We start from the raw sequence: 19,552 nt of genomic DNA, 5'->3' as shown, positions 1-19,552 counted from the left end.
GTCTGGACCGGGGCTTGCTGCGGCGTGGTGGGCGCGTCGACGCTGTCCAGGGCTCGACGACGCCGCCGGGCGCGAGGAGGGCAACCCGGCGGCGTCGTGCGAGCGGTCCTACTGCAGCGCGCCGGCTGCCGGCTGCCGGCGGGTGCCGCCGCCGCCGATGTTGGTCGACGTGTTGTTCGTGACGACCCGCATCAGCGGGTACAGCTTGCGCCAGTCGACCTTCATGCGCGCGATCGCCGCCGCGTCCGCGGACGGCTCGGCGTACAGCGCGACCATGCCGGCACGTTCGACGATGTGGCCGCCGTAGTCCTGCAGCGCGCGAGCCAGCGCGAGGCCCTCAGCCGAGAGCCCGAGCGAGGAGACGTTGACGCTCGGCGGGATCGCGAGCATCGTCCCCATGGGCACCTGGCCCTTGTACGCGCTGCTCGCGTTGGAGTCCTGGCGGCGGGCCGGCCATACGTACCCGGTCTTGAGCATCGCGTCGGGGATGGCGATCGCGATCGTGTGCGGGATCTTCTTCGCTGCGACCTCCTTCGCCCGGATGAGGCCCATGAGCTGGCTCACGCCCGACGCGCGGGTGCCGACCGCGAGGCCGGTGCTGCGCAGGTCTTGCTTGACCATCGAGGTCGTGGTCCAGGAGTTCGTGCCGACCTTCGTCATCTTGTAGCACTCGTACGCGGTGTAGCCGTCGGGCTGGATGACTGTCATGGCCTTGTCGGAGTCGTTCGTCGACTTGGCCGTGCTGGGGATCCGGATGGTCGTGGTGACGCCCGTCTTGAGGTTCTTCACCTTGGCCAGGGGAGAGGACGACGTCGCGATGGCCGTGGCGATCGTCCAGGTCGTGTGGTTGATCACGGGCGTACCTCGGAGGAAGGCGGCCGTCCGGGTTGACGACGAGCTCTCGAACTTGGCGCCCGACCCGAGGGAGATGTTGGCGGGCGCGCTGATGGCGAACGGGTGGTACGTGGCGACGCGGGTCGCCGCGGCCGTCGCGCCGGCCGCGTCGGTCTGAGCGAGCCCGGTCGCCGACAGGTCGGCGGACAGGGACAGCTCGTCCTCGGCGAGTTCCTCGGCCGTGGGCTCGGCCTCCGTGGCGGCGGCCTCGGCGAGCGCGGCGTCGGCGGCCGCGTCGTCGATGGGCGACTCGTCGACCAGTGCGACGTCCGCCGCCGTGCCGGTCAGGTCGCTCTCGTCGGGGTCGGGGTCGGGCTCGGGGGAGGCGGGCGGGGCCGGCGCGGGGTCGGGGGTGACGCGCACGACGGTGTGGTCGAACGTCCACGGCGTCGACCAGGTCCCGAATCGGGAGGCGGACGAGCGGTACAGCAGGGACGACGCCGGGCGTTCCCGCCCGGCGACCTCTGCCGACTGCGGGCGGCTGGCACGGTCCGAGGAAGTGACCGGAGCCGCGAAGGTGGGCGACGTGAACATCGTGACGATCAGTCCCGAGACCAGGACGGACGTCACCGAACGGCGCCCGAGGACGGAGATCTTGCCGGCGGGGATTGCCGGTTCGGCGGGCGCGAACGCACGGCGTTCGGCCGGCACGCGCGGGCGTGCGGAATCAAGGAATTGGGGCATCAGGGCCTCTCCGGTCGCCTACGAGGTGAGCTGTCGGGTTCGGACGGGAGTTCGCCCTACCGGTCATGTCGACCGGATTCACCCCAAGGGCACCTGAGTGCTGAGCCCGCAAACCTGGGTTCCCCGCTCCTGCCGCGAGAATTCATAGGAGCCTTCGGTGGTGGCAGGACTCGGCGGTCCACCTCGGGCGCCCCGGTGGCGCCCGGGGATGGACGATATAACCACGTTATTGCCGTGTATCACAAGAAGATCACGGTCCCCAACCAATTCCAGACCTCTCGCGGGGTGAAGTGGGGCAGGTCGCGCCGTCACCCCAGGGCCTTTTGTGAGGTACATCACGTAGGCCGGGGATGTCGCGCGCAACGCACGCGTTGCCCCCACCGAGCCGGCGGGGGCAACGCGTGCGGGTCCTGCGGGTGGTGCCGTGCGCGCTTGTCAGGCGAGCGCGTCGAACCGGTGCAAGTAGGTCGCGGTGACCAGGCGGGTGGTCGGGGCCGTCGGCTGGTACGTGGTGCTGGCGGGGACCGTCGTGCCCTTCGCGATGCCGTTGGCGACGAGCCAGGTGATCTCCTTGTAGAACGAGTACGTCGTGGCGACGTCGGTGAACGGTGACGTGGCGGGGGCGGTGAAGGCGGGCGACCCGGCCGCGCGGTACAGGAAGACCGCGGTGATGGCGCGCGAGACCTGGTCGTTCGGGCTGAAGACCCGCGTGCCGTCCGCCAGCAGGGTCCCGGTCGTGATGCCCTGTGCCGCCATCCAGGTGATCGCCTTGAACGACGGGCTCGAGACGGGTACATCCGTGAAGGCCGACGTGGTCGCCGTGACGGCGGGGGAGCCGGCGAGCTTGTACAGCTGCACGGCGATCTCGGCGCGGGTGTTCGCGTTCGCGGCGCCGAACGAGCCGTCGGCGAGCCCCGTTCCGAGACCGGTCGAGACGAACCAGTCGACGTCGGCCGCGAAGGCGCTGCCGGCGGCGACATCGGTGTAGGCGAGCTTGACGGCGGAGCTCGCCGTGCTGACCGCGCCGGAGGCGACGGCGTTGCGGGCCGTGACGGTGAAGGTGTAGCTCTGGCCGGCCGTGAGCCCGGTCACGACGGCGCTGCGAGCACTGCCGTCCGTCGTGCTGGTCGTGCCTGAGCTGGAGGTGACGGTGTAGCCCGTGATGGCCGACCCGCCGGTGCTGGTGGGTGCGGTCCAGCCGACGGTCGCCTGCCGGTCGCCGGCTGCGGCCGAGGTGACGACGGGCTGGCCCGGCGCGACGGGCGCGGGCGGCGCGACGTAGAACTCGGCGGCCGCGGGCTGGCGGCGGGTGCCGCCGCCGGCGATGTTGGTCGCGGTGCTGTTGGTGATGATGCGCAGCAGCGGGAAGAGCTTCTTCTGGTAGTCGGACTTCATGCGGGCGACGGCGGTGGCGTTGGACTTCGGGTCGGTGTAGAGCGCGATGGTCTCGGAGCGGTCGACCACGTAGGCGCCGTAGTCCTGGAAGGCCTTGGCGAGGGCCAGGCCCTCGGCGGACAGGCCCAGGGTGGCCAGGTTCACGCTCGGCGGGATGCCCATCATGGTGCCCATCGCGATCGGGCCCTTGTAGGCGGTCGCGGAGTTGTTGTCCTGCAGGCGAGCCGGCCACACCGGCCCGACCTTGAGCATGGAGTCGGGGATCGAGACGGCGAGGACGTGCGGGATCTTGGCCGCGGCGACCTCTTCGGTGCGGATCAGGCCGACGAGCTGACTGATGCCCGCCGCGCGCGTCCCGCCGAGCAGGCCGGTGTTGCGCAGGTCGGTCTGGATGACGTTCGTGGAGGTCCACGCAGTCGCGGAGAGCTTCGCCATCTTGTAGGTCTCGTACGCCGTCACGCCATCGGGCTGGACGACCGTCAGGGCCTTGTCGAGGCCCGCGGTGACCTGGGCGTCGGCGGGCAGGTAGATGCTGCGCACGACGCCCTTGGAGGAGTCCGTGAGGGTCACGACCGGGTCGGACGTCTTGGCGATGTAGACCGCGATGGACCAGGCGGTGGAGTTGATGGTCGCGGTGCCCTTGAGCAGCGCCGCCGTGCGGGTGGCGGTTGCGGACTCGAAGATGGCGCCGGAGCCGATCGCAGTGTTTGCGGCCGAGGCCACGGAGAACGGATGCAGCCCCGCGACGCGCGGATCGGGGTCCGCTGCCATCCCGGGTGCGGCCAGGCCGGCTACCGTCAGGCCGCTCAACGTCGCCATCACCGCCGCGCGCCGTCCCCAGCGGTGCGTCAATGTGTGCGCGCTGCGGGTTCTGCGGGCGACTTCAGGGCGTGCGGGACCAGAGGTGGTACGCATGAGGTGGCCTTTCCGGCGCCTGCGGAGGAATGCTCGACGGTCCGAGGACGCGTAGCGGCGGAAATTGCGGTCACGCCGTTGCGTCTGCGGTGACCTCCGAGGTGAGGAGGCCCGAACTCGTCGATCAGCCCCGCTCCTGCCAGCGAGTTTCTTTAGTGACCTTCGATGGCGGCAGGATGCGGCAATCCATCTGAGGCAACCCCCAGTGGCGCCCGGGGATATCTAAACAATATCCGTGACAACAATGTAATCGCGCGGGACATAGGTCCCGTCTAGAAAGACGAAGAATGGCACCAAATGTCCATATCGGTGTGAATATTAGGGGCTTAACCGGACATTTTTTGCGGGCTTAGAATGTCGCGATTCGCGCGAATTCGAGTCGCTAAATCGTGACATAGATCGCAAAGATCGTGCGGGGCGACCCCCTCGCGCGGGATCGGCGCGTCAGCGGGCGAGTCGCTCGACGCCGGCGGCGAAGATCCGGGGCGCCGCGACGGCCACCGGCACGATGGCGGGTCGCAGCGGTGAGGTCGCGGCCGCGACCAGGGCGGACGTGAGCAGGCGGCAGTCGCGGGTCGAGCGCGTCCAGGCGCGCTCGTACGCGGCGGCGTCCTCGAGGTGCGTGATCGCGGCGGCCGCCTGGGCCAGGCCCACGCGCAGGCCCTCGCCCGTCAGCGCGTCGACGTACCCGGAGGCGTCGCCGACGAGGCGGATCCGGCCGGCCGACCGCGCCGTCGTGCGCTGGCGCAGCGGGCCGGCCCCGAGCGGCGGCCCGAGGGGCTCCGCGCCGTCGAGGAGCCGCGCGAGCCGTGGGATGCCCGCGAGCTCGGCGGCGTAGTCGACGCGCGCGGGGCCGAGCAGCGCGACCCCGACGACGTCGTCGGTCACGGGCGTGACGTAGGCCTCGACCCGCCGGGCCCAGTAGACCTCGACAAGGTCCGTCCACGGCGCGACGCGGAAGTGCCGCCGGACGCCGTACCGCCGGCGGTCTCGCGCGCCGGGGGGCGTGCGCCACGCGGTGACCGGCCGCGCGAGCCCGGCGAGGCGGCGCACCGTCGAGTGCAGGCCGTCGCACCCCAGGAGCCAGCCGGCGCGCACCCCGGCAGCCGTGACGCCGCCCGGATCGGCCTCGATCGTCCGGACGCGCGCGGTCACGCGCTCGACGCCGAGGGTCGTCGCGCGGGCGGCCAGCGCCGCGTGCAGCGTGGTGCGGCGCACGCCGAGGCCGGTCCCGGTCGCGAACAGGTGCTCGGCGTGCCGCGGACCCGAGCGGTAGCCGATGCCCGCCAGCACGTGCCCGTCGGGTGCGACGCCGAGCCGGGCGAGCGCCGCGACCGCGCCGGGCATCAGGCCCTCGCCGCACGCCTTGTCGATCGGGCCCGGCCGCGCCTCCACCACGACGACGCTCAGCCCCGCCAGGCGCGCCTCGATCGCGGCCGCGAGCCCGATCGGGCCGCCGCCCACGACCAGGACGTCGGCGTCGACCGCGGCCGTCATCGCGAGTCGGGCCCGGCCGCCCCGGCGAGCGCGCGCTCCTCGGCCGGGATCCGGTAGCGCAGCAGCAGCACCGCGTTCAGCGCCGTGAAGGCGAGCGCCGTCACCCACGCCGTGTGCACCAGCGGCAGCGCGATGCCCTCCACGACGACCGCGACGTAGTTCGGGTGCCGCAGCCAGCGGTACGGCCCCCGGTCCACGAGCGCGAGGCCCGGCACCACGATCACGCGGGTGTTCCAGCGCGGCCCGAGCGTCGCGATGCACCACCAGCGCAGCCCCTGGCTCGCAAGCGCGGCGACGAGCGCCGCCCAGCCGAGCGCGGGCAGGAACGGCCGACCGGCGGCGTGGACCTCGAGGACGCACGCCGCGAGCAGGCCCGCGTGCAGCGCGACCATCGGCGGGTAGTGGGACCGGCCGGACTCGATCCCGCCGTGCGCGAACGCCCACCGCGCGTTGCGGCGGGCGACGACGAGCTCGGCGAGGCGCTCGGCGGCGACGGCGGCGATGAGCAGGTCGAACAGGGTCACGGAGCTCACGGTCATGGCGGTCAGGCCTCGTCGGGCCAGCGCAGCAGGACCAGCTCGGCGCACACGCCGGGGCCGTGCGCGAACAGCATCCCGGGCGTGCCGGGCGCCTGGTCCCCTCGCGCGAGCGTGTCCGCGAGCACGTGCAGCACGCTGGAGGACGACAGGTTGCCGACGCGTTCGAGCGATCGCCAGCTGAGCTCGAGCGCCGCGCGGGGCAGGTCGAGGGACCGCGCCGCCGCCTCGAGGATCCGCGGGCCGCCGGTGTGCGCGATCCAGGTCGGCACGTCGCCGATCTTGAGGTCGTGCGCCGCGAGCAGGTCGGCGACGTCGTCGCCCAGGTGCCGCTCGACGACGTCGGCCAGGCTCGCGGAGAGGACGATCCGGAACCCGCTGCCGCCGATGTCCCAGCCGAGCGCGCCCTCGGTCTCGGGATACAGCCGGCTGCGGGTCGCCACGACATCGGGCCCCGGCGACCCGCTCGCGTGCGCGCGGCCGTCGCCGAGCATGACGACGGCGCTCGCCCCGTCGCCGAACAGCCCGGTGGAGACGAGGTTCGCGGTCGAGTCGTCGCCGCGCTGCAGAGTGAGCGAGCAGAGCTCGACCGAGACGAGCACCGCGACGTCCCAGGGGTGGCCGGCCAGGTAGTCGTGCACGCGGGCGATGCCGGCGGCGCCCGCGACGCAGCCGAGCCCGAACACGGGGATGCGCTTGACGTCGCTGCGCAGCCCCAGCCGCGGGACGAGCAGCGCGTCGATCGACGGCGCGGACAGCCCCGTCACCGAGGTGAAGACGACGAGGTCGACGTCGTCGGGGCGGAGGCCGGCGTCGGCCAGCGCCGCCCGCACCGCCTGTTCCGCCAGGTCGGTGCCGATGGCGACGAACAGGTCGTTGGCCCGGCCGAAGGAGTCGAGCTCTCGGTAGCCCTCGAGAGGCAGCGCCAGGTGGCGGGACTGCACGCCCGTGGCGGCGTGCAGCCGCTCGAGCGCGGCGCGACGCGGCGAGCCGGCCGCGGTGAGCAGCGGGGCGAGGGCCGCGGTGATGTCCCGCTGGGCGGACGCCCGGGCTGGCAGGACCGGGGCAACTGCTGCGATGCGGGACATTCGGGCATCGTGCCATGCGGGGGCGCGCTCGGCTCGCTGTCGGTAGGGTCCACGCGAACGGGCCGACTCCTGGCAAGCGGACTCCACGAAAGGGCGGCTGCGGTGCGACGTGTCGGCCGGGTAGCCCAGGGGCTGGCGATCTCCTGCCACCTGGGCCCCACGCTCGCGGTCACGGCGCTCGCGCTCGCGCTGGCGCTCGGCGTCGGCGTCGACGCTGGGACGGCTGCGGTCCTGGGGGCCGCCGTGCTCGCGGGCCAGCTCTCGGTCGGCTGGTCCAACGACTGGATCGACGCGGGGCGGGACCTCGCGGTGGGTCGGCGCGACAAGCCGGTCGTGTCCGGGCTGGTCTCGGCGCGGACGCTGCGGGGCGCCGCGCTGGGCGCCGCGGCGGCGTGCGTCGGGCTGTCGTTCGCGGTCGGCTGGCTCGCGGGAGCCGCGCACGTGCTCGCCGTCGCCTCCGCCTGGAGCTACAACCTGGGGCTCAAGAGCACCCCGTGGTCGTGGGCGCCGTACGCGCTGTCGTTCGGGCTGCTCACCGCCTTCGTGACCCTGGCGCTGCCGGGGCACCCGTGGCCGGCGTGGTGGGTCCCGGTGGCGGCGGGACTGCTCGGCGTCGGCGCGCACCTGGCCAACGTGCTGCCCGATCTCGAGGACGACGACGCGACGGGCGTCCGGGGGCTGCCGCACCGCCTCGGGCGGGTGGGCGCAAGCCTGCTCGCGCCCGGGCTGCTCGTGGCCGCGACGGCGCTCGTCGTCCTCGGGCCGCCCGGCCCCGCGCCGGCCGGGTCGTGGGTGGGACTGGCGGCGGCCGCGGCGCTCGCCGGCGCCGGCGGGGCCATCGCGCTGCGGCGGCACCGGAGCAAGGCGCCGTTCTACCTCACGATGGTCGTGGCGGCCGTCGCGGTGGTCCTCCTCGTGCGGGCCGCGTCGGCGCTGACCACGACGGCGTGACGCCGGCGCTGGCCCACGAGGAGACGTGCCAGCCGGCGACCGGATCGCCGTCCACGACGACGACGTCGGTGTTGTCGAGCGGGTGCTCGGCCGCGAAGCGCGCGTCGACGTTGTCGGTCCGCGCCGCGACCCAGACGCGGATCGCGGCTCCGTGGCTCACGAGGAGGGCCGTGGGTGCTGCGCCGTCGGCGCCCCGGGCCAGGTCGGCGACGACGCCGGCGACCGCCCCGTCGAAGCGCGCGAGCATCGCTGCGCCCGCCTCCCCGCCGGGCAGCCGCGGCGCGAGGTCCGCCTCCGGCCAGGCGAAAACCGTCGCCAGGTACCGCTCGATCGACGCGTGGTCGCCGCGCATCTCGAGCTCGCCCGCCGAGATCTCGCGCAGCCCGTCCCGCACGTGCACGGGCAGGCCGCGCGACTGGGCCAGGGGCGCCGCGGTCTGCTGGGTGCGCACGAGCGTGGAGGCGTAGATCGCGGCGATCTCGGCGCCGGCCAGTGCGGTCGCGAGCCGGGCCGCCTGCGCGCTGCCGTGCTCGGTCAGCGACGCGCCCGGCGCGGCCGTGTCGAGCACGTGCCGGACGTTCGACGGCGTCTCGCCGTGGCGCACGAGGAGCAGGCGCACGCCCTCGTCCGGACCGCCGTGCTGGTGCGCGGTCATTCCTCGAGCTCCTGACCGCGCCGCTCGGGCAGGCGCAGCGCGCACAGCGCCGCGACGACGAAGACGGCGGCGAAGACCTCGAACAGCAGCGGGGTCCCGCCCAGCGCGCGCAGCTGCGGAACTGCCAGCGGCGCGAGGATCGAAGCGATGCGGCCGACGCCGGCGGCCCAGCCCGAGCCGGTGGCGCGCAGCCGGGTCGGGTACAGCTCGGGGGTGATCGCGTACAGGGCGCCCCAGGCGCCGAGGTTGAAGAACGACAGCAACATCCCCGCGGTCAGTACCTGCGCGGAGCCCGCAGCTCCCGCGAACAGGCCCGCGGCGGCCGCGGCGCCGACCAGGAAGGCCGCGAGCGTCGGCCGCCGCCCCCAGCGTTCGACGAGCACGGCGCTGGCGGCGTACCCGGGCAGCTGCGCGAGGGTGATGATCAGCGTGTAGCCGAACGAGCGCACGAGGGACAGGCCCGAGGCGTGCAGCACGGTGGGCAGCCAGATGAAGGCGCCGTAGTACGCGAAGTTCACGGTGAACCACACGGCCCAGAGCGTGAGGGTGCGATCGCGCAGTCCCGGCGCCAGCAGGTCCCGGACGCGGGGGAGCGGCCCGACGCGCGGGCGAGCGGGTGCGGCCGGGGCGCGTGCCGGCGTCGTCGGCGTGATCCCGGCCGAGCGCTCGAACCGGCGCACGGTGGCCTCGGCGGCGTCGTGCCGGCCGGTGGACACGAGGAAGCGGACCGACTCCGGCAGGCTCCGGCGCACGACGACGGCCCACAGGGCGGGCAGTGCGCCGAGGGCGAGTGCCCAGCGCCAGCCGGAATCGCCGTTCGGCACGACGAGAAACCCGATGACCGCGGCCGCTGTCCAGCCGAGCGCCCAGAAGGCCTCGAGCGCCACGACCATCCGGCCACGGATCCGCGGCGGCGCGAACTCGCTCACCAGCGTGGACGCGACCGGCAGCTCCGCGCCGAGGCCGAGACCGACCACGAAGCGCAGGGCGATCAGGGACGCGACCGACCAGGACAGCGCCGAGGCTCCGGTCGCGAGGCCGTACAGGAGCAGCGTGGCCGCGAAGACCTGCCGGCGGCCGAGGCGATCGGCCAGGAGGCCGCCGACGCCCGCGCCGATCGCCATCCCGACGAACCCGGCGGAGGCGATCCACGACAGCTCGGTCGAGGTGGCCTGCCAGGTCACGGCGAGCTGCGCGAGCACGAACGAGATCAGGCCCACGTCCATCGCGTCGAAGGCCCAGCCGACGCCCGAGCCGACCAGCACGCGCCGGTGCTCGCGCGTGAACGGCAGCGCATCCAGCCGTTCGGTCAGCGTCAGGTGCGCACTGTCGGGGTCTGTCCGGGTCTCCACGTCGCATCATGCTGCCACCAGTCGGGGCCGGGTCGGCCGCGCGTCCGGCCCGCGGTACCGTGCCGGGGTCCGCCGACGGGCCGGGTGCGGATCGGCCGCGCCGCCGCGGCGTCGACGCGGGCCTGGCTCGGGCCCGGCGATGGGAGCCCGATGCGCACGATCGAGGAACACCTGGCCGCGGCCCTGGCGCTCGTCCGCCCGCTCGACCCGCAGGAGGTCGCCCTCGAGGACGCGCTCGACCTGGTGCTGGCGCTGGACGTGACGTGCGCGGTCGAGCTGCCGCGCTTCGACAACTCGGCGATGGACGGGTACGCCGTCCGCGCGAGTGATGTGGCCGCCGCGACGGCCGCCGACCCGGTCCGGCTCGTCGTGCTCGCCGACCTCGCCGCCGGCAGCGCGGAGCACCCCGAGGTCGGACCCGGCACGTGCGCCCGGATCATGACGGGTGCGCCCGTGCCGCCGGGGGCCGACGCGATCGTGCCGGTCGAGCTGACCGACGGCGGGCTGACGCAGGTCCGGATCGATGCGGGAACGCGCGCCGGCACCCACGTGCGTCGAGCAGGTGAGGACGCGCGGCCTGGCGATCTCGTGCTGGCCGCCGGGACCACGCTCGGCCCGCAGCAGATCGCCGCGGCGGCCGCGGCCGGGTTTGCGCGCCTGCTCGTGCACCGCCGGCCGCGGATCGCGGTGCTCTCGACCGGCAGCGAGCTCGTGGCACCGGGCGCCGAGCTGCGGCGCGGGCAGATCCCTGACTCGAACTCGTTCCTGCTCGCCGCCGCGGTCCGCGCGGCCGGCGGGATCGCGGTCCGGATCGGGGCGGTGCCCGACGACGCGGCGACGTTGCGCCGGGTCCTCGCCGAGCAGCAGGGGCAGGTCGACGCGATCGTCACGTCGGGCGGCGTCAGCATGGGTGCGTACGACGTCGTGAAAGAGGTGCTCACCGCGGAGCCCGGGATGGAGTTCGTCCAGGTCGCGATGCAGCCCGGCAAGCCGCAGGGGCTCGGAACCCTGACGGACGGGACGCCGCTGTTTGCGCTGCCGGGCAACCCCGTGAGCGCGTTCGTGTCGTTCGAGGTCTTCGTCCGCCCGGCGCTGCGCCGGCTCGCGGGCCGGATGGACCTCGGCCGCCCCGAGGTCTGCGCGACTGTCGTGGACGGCTGGCAGCCGCCCGGCGAGCGCACGCAGTACATGCCGGTCGCGCTCGAGCGGGGTCCTGCGGGCTGGCTGGCGCGGCGCGCCGCGCGCGGCGGCTCGGGCTCGCACCTCGTGGCCGGCCTCGCGGGCGCCCAAGGGCTCGCGGTCGTGGGCGCCGGCGCGGGCGAGGTCCGGCCGGGGGACAGCGTGCGGGTGCTCGTCGTCTGACCCGCCGCGGCTGGGCTCGTAGGCCCCGCGTCGCTCTCCGGCTGTGGACGTGCGGGGGTCGTGTCACACCCTCCGCGTAGGGTCGAACACATGTTCGATGATCGGGTGAACGAGAAGGCGCAGGTCGCCTCCGACGGCGATGCGCCCGGTAGCCGGGGTGTGGCTGCGGGGGTATGTGTGGCGCGGGGCGGATTCGTGCTGGTGGGCTTGAAGGCGAGCATGCTCACGCTGGTCGGGCTCTCGCTGGCCGGCGTGGCCGCGGCCCTGGCCGACGCCACCGCCAGCGCCACCGCCACCGCCACCGCCACCGGAGCCTGCGAGGCCGGCGCTGCCGGAGCCGACAGGGCCGGCGGCGCCGCCGCCCGAGCCGATGAGGCGGACGGCGCCGCTGGTGCCGGCTCGAGCGTCGATGCCGACACGGCGGCGGCTCGCGCCGTGGTGGCGGCGCGGGCGGGGCAGGTCGCGTTGACGGCGGCGCTGCGGACCGCGCGGGCGGCCACGGACGCGGTGCTGGCCGAGCAGTTCGCGCTCGCCCAGGACCTGGATGTCCGCGCCCCGGGCGCGAGCCTTGTCACCGCGCTCGAGGGCCTGGACCTGGCCGGCGTGCATGACGCGGTGCTGATCGAGGCCGCCGCCGGGTGGGAACGGATCACGTCGCTGGCCACGGCCCGCCAAGGACAGGTTCTGGCCGAGCTCGCGGCTCGCCGCGAACGCGCGGGCCTGGGCGAGTTCACGGGCGACGAGGTCGCCTCCCGCCTGGTGACCACCCGCGCGGTCGCGGACGCGAAGATCACCCTGGGGATGGCCCTGGCCCAGGCACCCGCGGTCCACGACGCACTCGCGTGCGGAGTGCTGGACCACCGCAAGGCCACCGCCCTGACTGACGCGGTCGCGCACCTGGACCCGGACACCGCGGCGACGGTCCTGGCCGGCGCCCTGCCCGTGGCGCCGTCCTTGACCGTGCCCGCGCTCCGGGCGAAGGTCCGCCGCCTCGAGCTGACCTGCAACCCCGACGCGACCCGCGACCGCGCCCGGCGCGAACGCGGCGATCGACACGTGCGTATCGCCCCAGCCCCCGGCACCACCGCGATGGCCTGGATCAGCGCCCTGCTCCCCGCCGAAGACGCAATGACGATCTACACCGCGATCGACGCGCTCGCCGCCACCGCCGACCCCGCCGACCCCCGCACCGTCGATCAACGGCGCGCCGACGCCCTGACCGACGTGTGCGAGGTGATCCTGCGCACCGGCCTCACCCCCACCGGCACGCCCCTGCCCACCGCCCACGGCACCCGCCCCCAGCTGCTGATCACCGCCGCCGCGACCACCCTGCTCGGCCTCGACGACACCCCCGCCGACCTCGCCGGGTACGGCCCCATCCCGGCCGACCTCGCCCGCGAGATCGCCACCGACGCGACCTGGCGACGCATCTTCACCGACCCCGGCTCCGGCCTCGTCACCGCCGTTGGCACCCGCACCTACCGCCCCGGCGCCGACCTGACCCGCACCGTGGTCGCCCGCGACCGCACCTGCACCTTCCCCGGCTGCCGCATGCCCGCCTGGCGCTGCGACCTCGACCACCGCGACCCGTACAACCACCACGACCCCGACGCCGGCGGTCAAACCTGCCCCGAGAACCTGCACTGCCTGTGCCGCCACCATCACCGCCTCAAGACCTACGCCGGCTGGCACGTGACCCGCGACGCCAGCACCGGCGACACCCACTGGATCACCCCCACCAGGCACCGCTACACCCGACCCGGCAGAGACACCAACCCCGACCCACCGCCACCGACCCGACCCCGGGCCGTCATCCCCTCCACCCCACCGTTCTGAACGAAGGGGCCGCAGCGGGGCCTGCGAGCTGCGAGCGGGGACCAGGGCCAGGGATCAGTACGGACCGTTACGCCGGCCCGTCGGCCGGGGCCAGCCCGAGGCCGACCCAGACGTGGCTGCCGTCGACCAGGATCTCGCGCTTCCACACCGGCAGCTCGGCCTTGACGCGCTCGACCAATGCGCGGCACACGTCGAATGCGAGAGCGCGATGCGCCGTCGCGACCGCCGCGACGATCGCGGGCTCGCCGACTCCGAGCCTCCCGACGCGATGGCTGACCGCGACCCCGAGCACGCCGTCCGCCGCGGCGACCTGGGCCGCGATGCGCGCAAGGATCGCGGCCGCATCGGGGTGGGCGGAGTACTCCAGCGCGACGACCTCGCCGGAGACCTCCGGGTCGTGGTCGCGCACGGTGCCGAGGAAGGTGGCGATCGCACCCGCCCGCGGTCCGCTGACCGCCGCGACGTGGACCGCGAGCTCGAGCGGCGCCGCGGAGATCGCCGTGAACGGCGCGGGCTCAGCCACGGTCGCCTCCGCCACGGTCGGCTCTGCCCCTGTCGGCTTAGCCACCACCCGATCAGCCACGGTGATCCCCGCCCGCGAGCTGGTCGACGAGGTGGGGGACGAGGGGGAGTAGCACCGCGAGGCCCTGTTCGACCGCCGACGGCGACCCCGGCAGGTTGACGATCACGGCGCCGCCCGCCGTGACCCCCGCGAGGCCGCGCGAGAGCACCGCCGTCGGCACGTGCGCGGCGCCGTCGCGGCGCATCGCCTCGGCCAGCCCCGGTAGCTGCCGATCGAGCAGGCCGACCGTCCCCTCGGGGGTCAGGTCGCGCGGTCCGACGCCGGTGCCGCCCGAGGTGATCACGAGCCGGGCTCCGGTGGCCAGCGCGTCGGCGAGGGCGTCGGCGACGGACTCGACGCCGTCCGGAACGACCCGCAGCGTGGCGTCCACGATGCCGGCCGCGGACAGGAGCTCCACGGCGCGGGGGCCTGAGCGGTCGGTCGCCGATCCCGCCGCGCACCGGTCCGAGACCACGACGACGACGGCGCGGAGCGGGGTAGCGCTGGGGGAGTGGGTCACCGGGCCACGGTACCGGTCGGGTTCGGGTCGGTACGGTGGCGGCGTGCAGAACGCAGGCGACCCCCACGGCGGATCCGCCGACCCCGGCGCGCACGGCCTCGACCCTTCCGGCCCGTTCGGCCCGTTCGGCCCGTTCGACCTGTCCGACCCGATCGGCGCGTTCGACGCCGTGATCCTGGCCGGCGGGCGCGCGACGCGCCTCGGCGGGCAGTCCAAGCCGATGGTGCTCGTAGGCGGCCGGCGCCTGATCGACCACGCGCTCGACGCGGCGGCGGGTGCGCGCCGCACGGTCGTCGTCGGACCGTCCGGCCTGGCCACTCCGCCCGTGCTCACGGCGCAGGAGGATCCGCCGTGGGGTGGGCCGGTCGCCGGAGTCGACGCCGGGCTGCGCGCGCTCGACCAGGCCGCGACCCGCGACGGCCGCGCCGCGCTCGTGCTGCTGCTCGCGTGCGACGTCCCAGCCGCCCACCTCCTCGTCGCCCGGCTCGTCGCCGCCGCCCGCGCGGCCGTCGCCGACGGGCTCGACGGAGCGCAGGTCGTCGACGCCGACGGCCGGCACCAGCCGCTGCTGGGGGTGTATCGCCGGGCCCTGCTCGACCGGTCGCTCGCAGAGCTCGCGGCGAGCGTCGGGGTGCGCGATGCGGCGCTGCGCCGACTGCTCGCCGGGGCTCGCCTGCGTGCCGTGCCCGACGACGCCGACGACGCTGCCGACGCGGACACGTGGGCCGAGGTCGGGCGGCTCGACGCCAAGCACACCCACGCCACAGACAGCAGCGCTCCGCACCCGGGTCCGGCCGCGCCCTGACGAGCGCCGTCGTCGGCCGATCAGAACGGCCGGATCGCTCATTTCGGACGCGACCGGGCCGATGGGTCGTCCGTAGCCATGCGGCAGTGCGTGGCGGGCGAGAGCGGCGGAGCGACGGTGTTGAGCTGGCGGCACTACCTGGTCGGCGGCAGCTGCGCAGCCGTCGCGATCCTCGCCGCGCCGCCCGGGTTCGTCCGGGATTTCGCCTACCTGCTGGTCAGCCTCACCGGCATCCTCGCGATCGTGGTGGGCGTGCGGCGGAATCGGCCGCGCGACGCCCGGGCCTGGTACCTCATGGGCACCGGGATCGCCGCCTGGGCCGTCGGCGACGCGATCTACTCGTGGTACCCCGACGGCACCCTGGGCGGGACCAGCCTGCTGCTCTCGGACCTGTTCTACCTGGCCGCCTACCCGGGCCTGGCCGCCGGGCTCCTGATCCTGGTGCGCAGCCGCGGGCCCGAGCGCGGCCCGACCGCGCTGCTCGACAGCTCGATCTTCACGGTCGCGGCGGGCCTGCTCTCCTGGGTGTACCTCGTCCAGCCGACCTTGGTCGCCGGCGGCGAGCGGACCCTCGAGCTTGCCGTCGCCGTCTCGTACCCGCTCGGCGACGTCCTCCTCTTCGCGATGCTCGTGCGCCTCGCGACGGCCGCCGGGACCTGGAACACCGCGACGCGGCTGCTTGCGAGCTCGATCACTGCACTCATCGTGGCCGACAGCCTGTTCGAGGCCGCGAGCTTCACACCGGCGCTCGCTAGCGGGGTGGGCCTGCTCGACCCGATCTGGCTCGTCGCGTACGTGCTGTGGGGCGCCGCCGCGCTCCATCCGTCGATGGTCGCGCTGTCGGCGATCGCGCCGGACCGCCCCGAGCAGATGCAGGTCGCGAGGATGCTCGGGCTGACGGCCGCGTTGGTCACCGGACCGGTCATCGTCGCCGGCCAGCTGCTCGCCGGGGTGCCGACCAGCGAGTGGTCGGTGGTGATCGCGGGCTGTCTGCTCGGGGTGCTCGTGCTGGCGCGGATGGTCCACCTCGTGCAGCTCTCGCAGCGCCAGGCCGAACGGCTGCGCGAGCTCGCCGATCGGGACTTCGTGACGGGCCTGGCCAACGGTCGCAAGTTCGCCGATCTGCTCGCAGCCGCCGTCTCCGGCGGCGGCGAGCGGGCGCCGGGGGACCGCGGCCGGCTGATCGTGCTGCTCGTCGACCTCGAGCGCTTCGCCGAGCTGACCGACACCCTCGGTCATCGCATCGGGGACGAGATCCTGCACTCCGTCGGCGTGCGGCTGATCCAGCTCTGCGGCCGGGGCGCGACCGTCGCGCGCACGGGGGACCACACCTTCTCCGTGCTCGTCCCGCACCCGGTGCGCACCGTCGGAGTCGGCGTCGGCGGCCTGGACCTGGCGGGGGACCTGCGGCGCGCCCTCGAGGAGCCCCTCGACCTCGACGACGTCAGCGTGAGCGTCGAGGTGGCCGTCGGAGCGTTCGACCTCGAGCCCACGTGCACCGACCCCGCGCTCGCCCTGCACCGCGCCGACGTCGCGCTCTCCGCCGCGAAGGACCGGCCGGTCCGGACGGCCTACTACGGGACCGAGCTCGAGTCGGGCGGGACGCTCGCGCCGTTGGTCATCGGTGAGCTGCGCGGCGCACTCGAGGCGGGCGACATCGTCGTGTACTACCAGCCGCAGGTCGAGATCGGCACCGGGCGCGTCTTCGGGGTCGAGGCGCTCTCGCGGTGGCAGCACCCGGTCTACGGCCTGCTCGGCCCGGACTCGTTCATCCAAGCGGCCGAGCGCACCGGGATGATCGGCACCTTTACGCAGTTCGTGCTCGACGCGGCGCTCGAGCAGTGCGCGCGGTGGCGGGCCGAGGGCCTCGTGCTCACCGTCGCCGTGAACCTCTCCGTGCTGAACCTGCTCGACCGCGGCCTCGTCGAGGACGTCCAGGCGGCGCTCGATCGGCACGGGCTCTCCCCGACCGTGCTCGAGCTCGAGCTGACCGAGGGCAGCGCGATGGTCGACCCGCGGCGCTCACGTCAGGTGCTCGGCGCGCTCTCCGGGATGGGCGTGACCCTGTCGATCGACGACTACGGCACCGGGTACAGCTCGCTCGCATACCTCCAGAAGCTGCCGGTGCGCCGGCTCAAGATCGACCGGTCGTTCGTGGCGGGCATCCTCGACGACGCCGCGTCGGCCGCCATCGTGCGCTCGACGGTCGAGCTGGCCCGCCACCTCGGCCTCGATGTCATCGCTGAGGGCGTCGAAGACGACGAGACTTTGCTCGCGCTGCGCGACATGCAGTGCCACGCCGCGCAGGGTTTCGGCCTGGGCCGGCCTGTTCCCGGGCCGCAGTTGCCGGAGGTCGTCCGGCGCATCCACGACCGGCTCCCGTCCGTGCTGCACGTTCCCACGGTCGGGGCCGGGCGCTAGCGAGCGAGCGCGCCGCGCCGGCGGCACACTAGCGCGATGGACCTTCCCGTTCAGCCGCCGGTCGACCCGATGCTCGCCAAGTCCGTCCCGGCCATCCCCGCGGGGCAGCGGTACGAGCCCAAGTGGGACGGATTCCGGGCGATCGTCTTCCGGGACGGCCCCGACGTCGAGATCACCAGCCGGAACACGAAGTCGATCGCGCGGTACTTCCCGGAGGTCGTCGCGGGCGCCCTCGCCAACCTGCCGCAGCGGTGCGTGCTCGACGGCGAGATCGTGGTCCCGAGCGTCACGCATGCGGGGCTCGACTTCGAGGCGCTCCTGCAGCGGATCCACCCGGCCGCCTCCCGCGTCGAGCTGCTCGCCCGGACGACGCCGGCCCTGTTCGTCGCGTTCGACCTGCTCGCGCTCGACGACGAGGACCTGACCGCCCGGCCGTTCGACGACCGGCGCGCGGGCCTCGTCCAGGCGCTGGCGGGCTCCGGCGCGGAGCACCCGTTCTACGTCACGCCGAGCACCGACGACGTCGCGGTCGCGGCCCGGTGGTTCGAGCAGTTCGAGGGCGCGGGCCTCGACGGCGTCGTCGCCAAGCGTGCGGACGGTCCGTACCTGCCCGGCAAGCGCGGCTGGAGCAAGATCAAGCACGACCGGACGGCCGACTGCGTCGTCGCCGGCTACCGCGTGCACACGTCGGGTCCGGACGCGGTCGGCTCGCTGCTGCTCGGCCTGTACACCGACAACGGCTCGCTCGCCTCCGTGGGGGTGGTCGGCGCCTTCACGATGGCCCGCCGGCGCGAGCTTTTCGCCGAGCTCCAACCCCTGCGCACCGACCTCGCCGCGCACCCGTGGGGGGCGGCGGTCGAGGCGGCGTCCGCGCGAACGCCGCGCGAGGCCGAGACCAGCCGGTGGAACCGGGGCAAGGACCTGTCGTTCGTCCCGCTGCGGCCCGAGCGCGTGCTGGAGGTCGCGTACGACCACATGGAGGGCACGCGGCTGCGGCACACCGCGCAGTTCCGGCACTGGCGGCCCGACCGCGACCCGCTCTCGTGCACCTACGCGCAGCTCGAGGAGCCGGTCAGCTACGCGCTGACGGACGTGCTCGCGGCCCGCTGATGACGATGGCCGAGGAGTCCGCGACCGAGGCGTCCGCGACCTACGAGTCCGCGACCCCGGTCGACCTGGTCAGCACGCTGGCGCGCCTGGCGCACGGCCGGTTCGACCCGACGACCCGGCGCGCGCCCGACGGCGCCCTGTGGCGCACGACCCTTGCCGGCGCCGGTCCGGCAACGTGCCGGCTCGTCCAGGTCAACGCCCACCGGGTCGACGCCCGCGCCTGGGGCCCGGGCGCCCGGGCGGCGCTCGACGGCCTGCCCGCGCTGCTCGGCGCGGGCGACGACCCCGCCGCCTTCGCCCCGCTCACCCCCGCCCTGGCGGCAGCGCACCTGCGCCACCCAGGGCTGCGGATCCCCCGTACCGGGCGGGTGCTGGAGTCACTCGTGCCCGCCGTGCTCGAGCAGCGCGTGATCTCCAGCACGGCGACGACGGCGTGGCGCTGGCTCCTGGACCGGCATGGAACGCCCGCGCCGGGGCCGGCTCCGGCGGGCCTGCGCGTGGTCCCGGATGCGCAGGGGTGGCTGCGCGTGCCGAGCTGGGACTTCCACCGCGCGGGCGTCGACCCCGGCCGCGCCCGTACCGTGCGGGCCTGCGCCCGGGTCGCGCACCGGCTCGAGGAGGCGTCGTCGATGAGCCCCGCCGACGCGACCCGCCGCCTGCAGGCCGTCCCCGGCGTCGGCCCATGGACCGCGGCCGAGGTCGCGCAGCGCGCGCTGGGGGACGCGGACGCCGTGTCGGTGGGCGACTACCACCTCGCCGCGGCCGTCGGCTGGGCGCTCGTCGGCCGCCGGGTCGACGACGCCGAGATGCTCGTGCTGCTCGAGCCGTGGCGGCCGCACCGGTACCGGGTCATCCGGCTGCTCGAGCTCGGCGGGCAGGCGCGCGCCCCGCGCCGCGGCCCACGCCTGGCCGTCCAGGACCACCGGCGCGGCTAGGCACCCGGCTCACCCGTGTGGCGAGGCGCCCGGC

16 protein-coding genes and 1 riboswitch are annotated in these 19,552 nt (G+C 74.7%); of the genes, 7 read left to right on the top strand and 9 right to left on the bottom strand.

Annotated features, from left to right (window positions below; all coding sequences use genetic code 11):
- Positions 1-108: 108 nt before the first annotated feature.
- The 5 genes from J4E96_RS10725 to J4E96_RS10705 form a co-directional block, all read right to left on the bottom strand.
- Positions 109-1,578, bottom strand: coding sequence for a hypothetical protein (locus tag J4E96_RS10725; protein WP_227422101.1), 1,470 nt, complete (start codon positions 1,576-1,578; stop codon positions 109-111).
- A gap of 1 nt (position 1,579) precedes the next feature.
- A riboswitch (cyclic di-AMP (ydaO/yuaA leader) is annotated at positions 1,580-1,748 on the bottom strand.
- Between the two features lie 265 nt (positions 1,749-2,013).
- Positions 2,014-3,792, bottom strand: coding sequence for an S-layer homology domain-containing protein (locus J4E96_RS10720; RefSeq protein ID WP_227422100.1), 1,779 nt, complete (start codon positions 3,790-3,792; stop codon positions 2,014-2,016).
- A gap of 540 nt (positions 3,793-4,332) precedes the next feature.
- Complete coding sequence (locus tag J4E96_RS10715) at positions 4,333-5,385, bottom strand: NAD(P)/FAD-dependent oxidoreductase (protein WP_227422099.1); 1,053 nt, start codon at positions 5,383-5,385, stop codon at positions 4,333-4,335.
- Complete coding sequence (locus J4E96_RS10710) at positions 5,382-5,924, bottom strand: isoprenylcysteine carboxyl methyltransferase family protein (RefSeq protein WP_227422098.1); 543 nt, start codon at positions 5,922-5,924, stop codon at positions 5,382-5,384. The genes J4E96_RS10715 and J4E96_RS10710 overlap by 4 nt, the downstream gene beginning before the upstream one ends.
- Positions 5,925-5,929: 5 nt before the next feature.
- Complete coding sequence (locus J4E96_RS10705) at positions 5,930-7,009, bottom strand: type III polyketide synthase (protein ID WP_227422097.1); 1,080 nt, start codon at positions 7,007-7,009, stop codon at positions 5,930-5,932.
- Between the two features lie 102 nt (positions 7,010-7,111).
- Between J4E96_RS10705 and J4E96_RS10700 the strand changes: the two genes are divergently transcribed.
- Positions 7,112-7,960, top strand: coding sequence for a UbiA family prenyltransferase (locus J4E96_RS10700; RefSeq protein WP_227422096.1), 849 nt, complete (start codon positions 7,112-7,114; stop codon positions 7,958-7,960).
- On the opposite strand, the gene J4E96_RS10695 is transcribed toward J4E96_RS10700, so the two are convergent.
- Both J4E96_RS10695 and J4E96_RS10690 read right to left on the bottom strand, forming a co-directional pair.
- Positions 7,887-8,615, bottom strand: a complete 729-nt coding sequence (locus J4E96_RS10695; protein ID WP_227422095.1) for a histidine phosphatase family protein — start codon at positions 8,613-8,615, stop codon at positions 7,887-7,889. The two genes, J4E96_RS10700 and J4E96_RS10695, sit on opposite strands and share 74 nt — an antisense overlap.
- A complete protein-coding gene (locus J4E96_RS10690) occupies positions 8,612-9,967 on the bottom strand; it encodes an MFS transporter (protein ID WP_227422094.1) in 1,356 nt (451 codons plus the stop codon). Before J4E96_RS10690 ends, J4E96_RS10695 begins: the two co-directional genes overlap by 4 nt.
- Positions 9,968-10,117: 150 nt before the next feature.
- Between J4E96_RS10690 and J4E96_RS10685 the strand changes: the two genes are divergently transcribed.
- Together J4E96_RS10685 and J4E96_RS10680 are read left to right on the top strand one after the other, a co-directional pair.
- Positions 10,118-11,329, top strand: coding sequence for a molybdopterin molybdotransferase MoeA (locus J4E96_RS10685; protein ID WP_227422093.1), 1,212 nt, complete (start codon positions 10,118-10,120; stop codon positions 11,327-11,329).
- 90 nt (positions 11,330-11,419) lie between these two features.
- A complete protein-coding gene (locus J4E96_RS10680) occupies positions 11,420-13,165 on the top strand; it encodes an HNH endonuclease signature motif containing protein (protein ID WP_264466147.1) in 1,746 nt (581 codons plus the stop codon).
- A 67-nt stretch (positions 13,166-13,232) separates the two neighbouring features.
- Here the strand turns inward: J4E96_RS10680 and J4E96_RS10675 are convergent, their stop codons facing one another.
- Positions 13,233-13,688: a molybdenum cofactor biosynthesis protein MoaE gene (locus J4E96_RS10675; protein ID WP_227422092.1), complete on the bottom strand. Its 456-nt coding sequence runs from the start codon at positions 13,686-13,688 to the stop codon at positions 13,233-13,235.
- Between the two features lie 52 nt (positions 13,689-13,740).
- Positions 13,741-14,247, bottom strand: coding sequence for a MogA/MoaB family molybdenum cofactor biosynthesis protein (locus tag J4E96_RS10670; protein ID WP_227422091.1), 507 nt, complete (start codon positions 14,245-14,247; stop codon positions 13,741-13,743).
- Between the two features lie 43 nt (positions 14,248-14,290).
- On the opposite strand from J4E96_RS10670, the gene mobA reads away from it, so the two are divergent.
- The 4 genes from mobA (at position 14,291) to J4E96_RS10650 (ending at position 19,518) form a co-directional block, all read left to right on the top strand.
- Positions 14,291-15,052, top strand: coding sequence for a molybdenum cofactor guanylyltransferase (gene mobA / locus J4E96_RS10665; protein ID WP_227422090.1), 762 nt, complete (start codon positions 14,291-14,293; stop codon positions 15,050-15,052).
- Between the two features lie 117 nt (positions 15,053-15,169).
- Entirely contained in the window at positions 15,170-17,473 is a 2,304-nt protein-coding gene (locus J4E96_RS10660) for a GGDEF domain-containing phosphodiesterase (protein WP_227422089.1), read from the top strand.
- A 36-nt stretch (positions 17,474-17,509) separates the two neighbouring features.
- The gene (locus J4E96_RS10655) at positions 17,510-18,583 is read left to right on the top strand and encodes an ATP-dependent DNA ligase (RefSeq protein WP_227422088.1); all 1,074 of its coding nucleotides are present in this window, start codon (positions 17,510-17,512) and stop codon (positions 18,581-18,583) included.
- A 5-nt stretch (positions 18,584-18,588) separates the two neighbouring features.
- Positions 18,589-19,518 carry a DNA-3-methyladenine glycosylase family protein gene (locus tag J4E96_RS10650; RefSeq protein WP_227422087.1) on the top strand — a complete coding sequence of 310 codons (930 nt, stop codon included), beginning with the start codon at positions 18,589-18,591 and terminating at the stop codon, positions 19,516-19,518.
- Positions 19,519-19,552 lie beyond the last annotated feature (34 nt).

The organism is Pengzhenrongella sicca, from assembly GCF_017569225.1.
In the GTDB taxonomy this organism is placed as follows: Bacteria; Actinomycetota; Actinomycetes; order Actinomycetales; family Cellulomonadaceae; genus Pengzhenrongella; species Pengzhenrongella sicca.
This window is presented reverse-complemented; position numbering and strand designations above follow the sequence as displayed.

Bases quoted from the DNA above. Each gene is read 5' to 3' on its own strand.
- J4E96_RS10725 (WP_227422101.1), bottom strand. From the start codon at position 1,578: ATGCCCCAATTCCTTGATTCCGCACGCCCGCGCGTGCCGGCCGAACGC.
- J4E96_RS10720 (WP_227422100.1), bottom strand. From the start codon at position 3,792: ATGGCGACGTTGAGCGGCCTGACGGTAGCCGGCCTGGCCGCACCCGGG.
- J4E96_RS10715 (WP_227422099.1), bottom strand. From the start codon at position 5,385: ATGACGGCCGCGGTCGACGCCGACGTCCTGGTCGTGGGCGGCGGCCCG.
- J4E96_RS10710 (WP_227422098.1), bottom strand. From the start codon at position 5,924: ATGACCGTGAGCTCCGTGACCCTGTTCGACCTGCTCATCGCCGCCGTC.
- J4E96_RS10705 (WP_227422097.1), bottom strand. From the start codon at position 7,009: ATGTCCCGCATCGCAGCAGTTGCCCCGGTCCTGCCAGCCCGGGCGTCC.
- J4E96_RS10695 (WP_227422095.1), bottom strand. From the start codon at position 8,615: ATGACCGCGCACCAGCACGGCGGTCCGGACGAGGGCGTGCGCCTGCTC.
- J4E96_RS10685 (WP_227422093.1), top strand. From the start codon at position 10,118: ATGCGCACGATCGAGGAACACCTGGCCGCGGCCCTGGCGCTCGTCCGC.
- J4E96_RS10680 (WP_264466147.1), top strand. From the start codon at position 11,420: ATGTTCGATGATCGGGTGAACGAGAAGGCGCAGGTCGCCTCCGACGGC.
- J4E96_RS10655 (WP_227422088.1), top strand. From the start codon at position 17,510: ATGGACCTTCCCGTTCAGCCGCCGGTCGACCCGATGCTCGCCAAGTCC.
- J4E96_RS10650 (WP_227422087.1), top strand. From the start codon at position 18,589: ATGGCCGAGGAGTCCGCGACCGAGGCGTCCGCGACCTACGAGTCCGCG.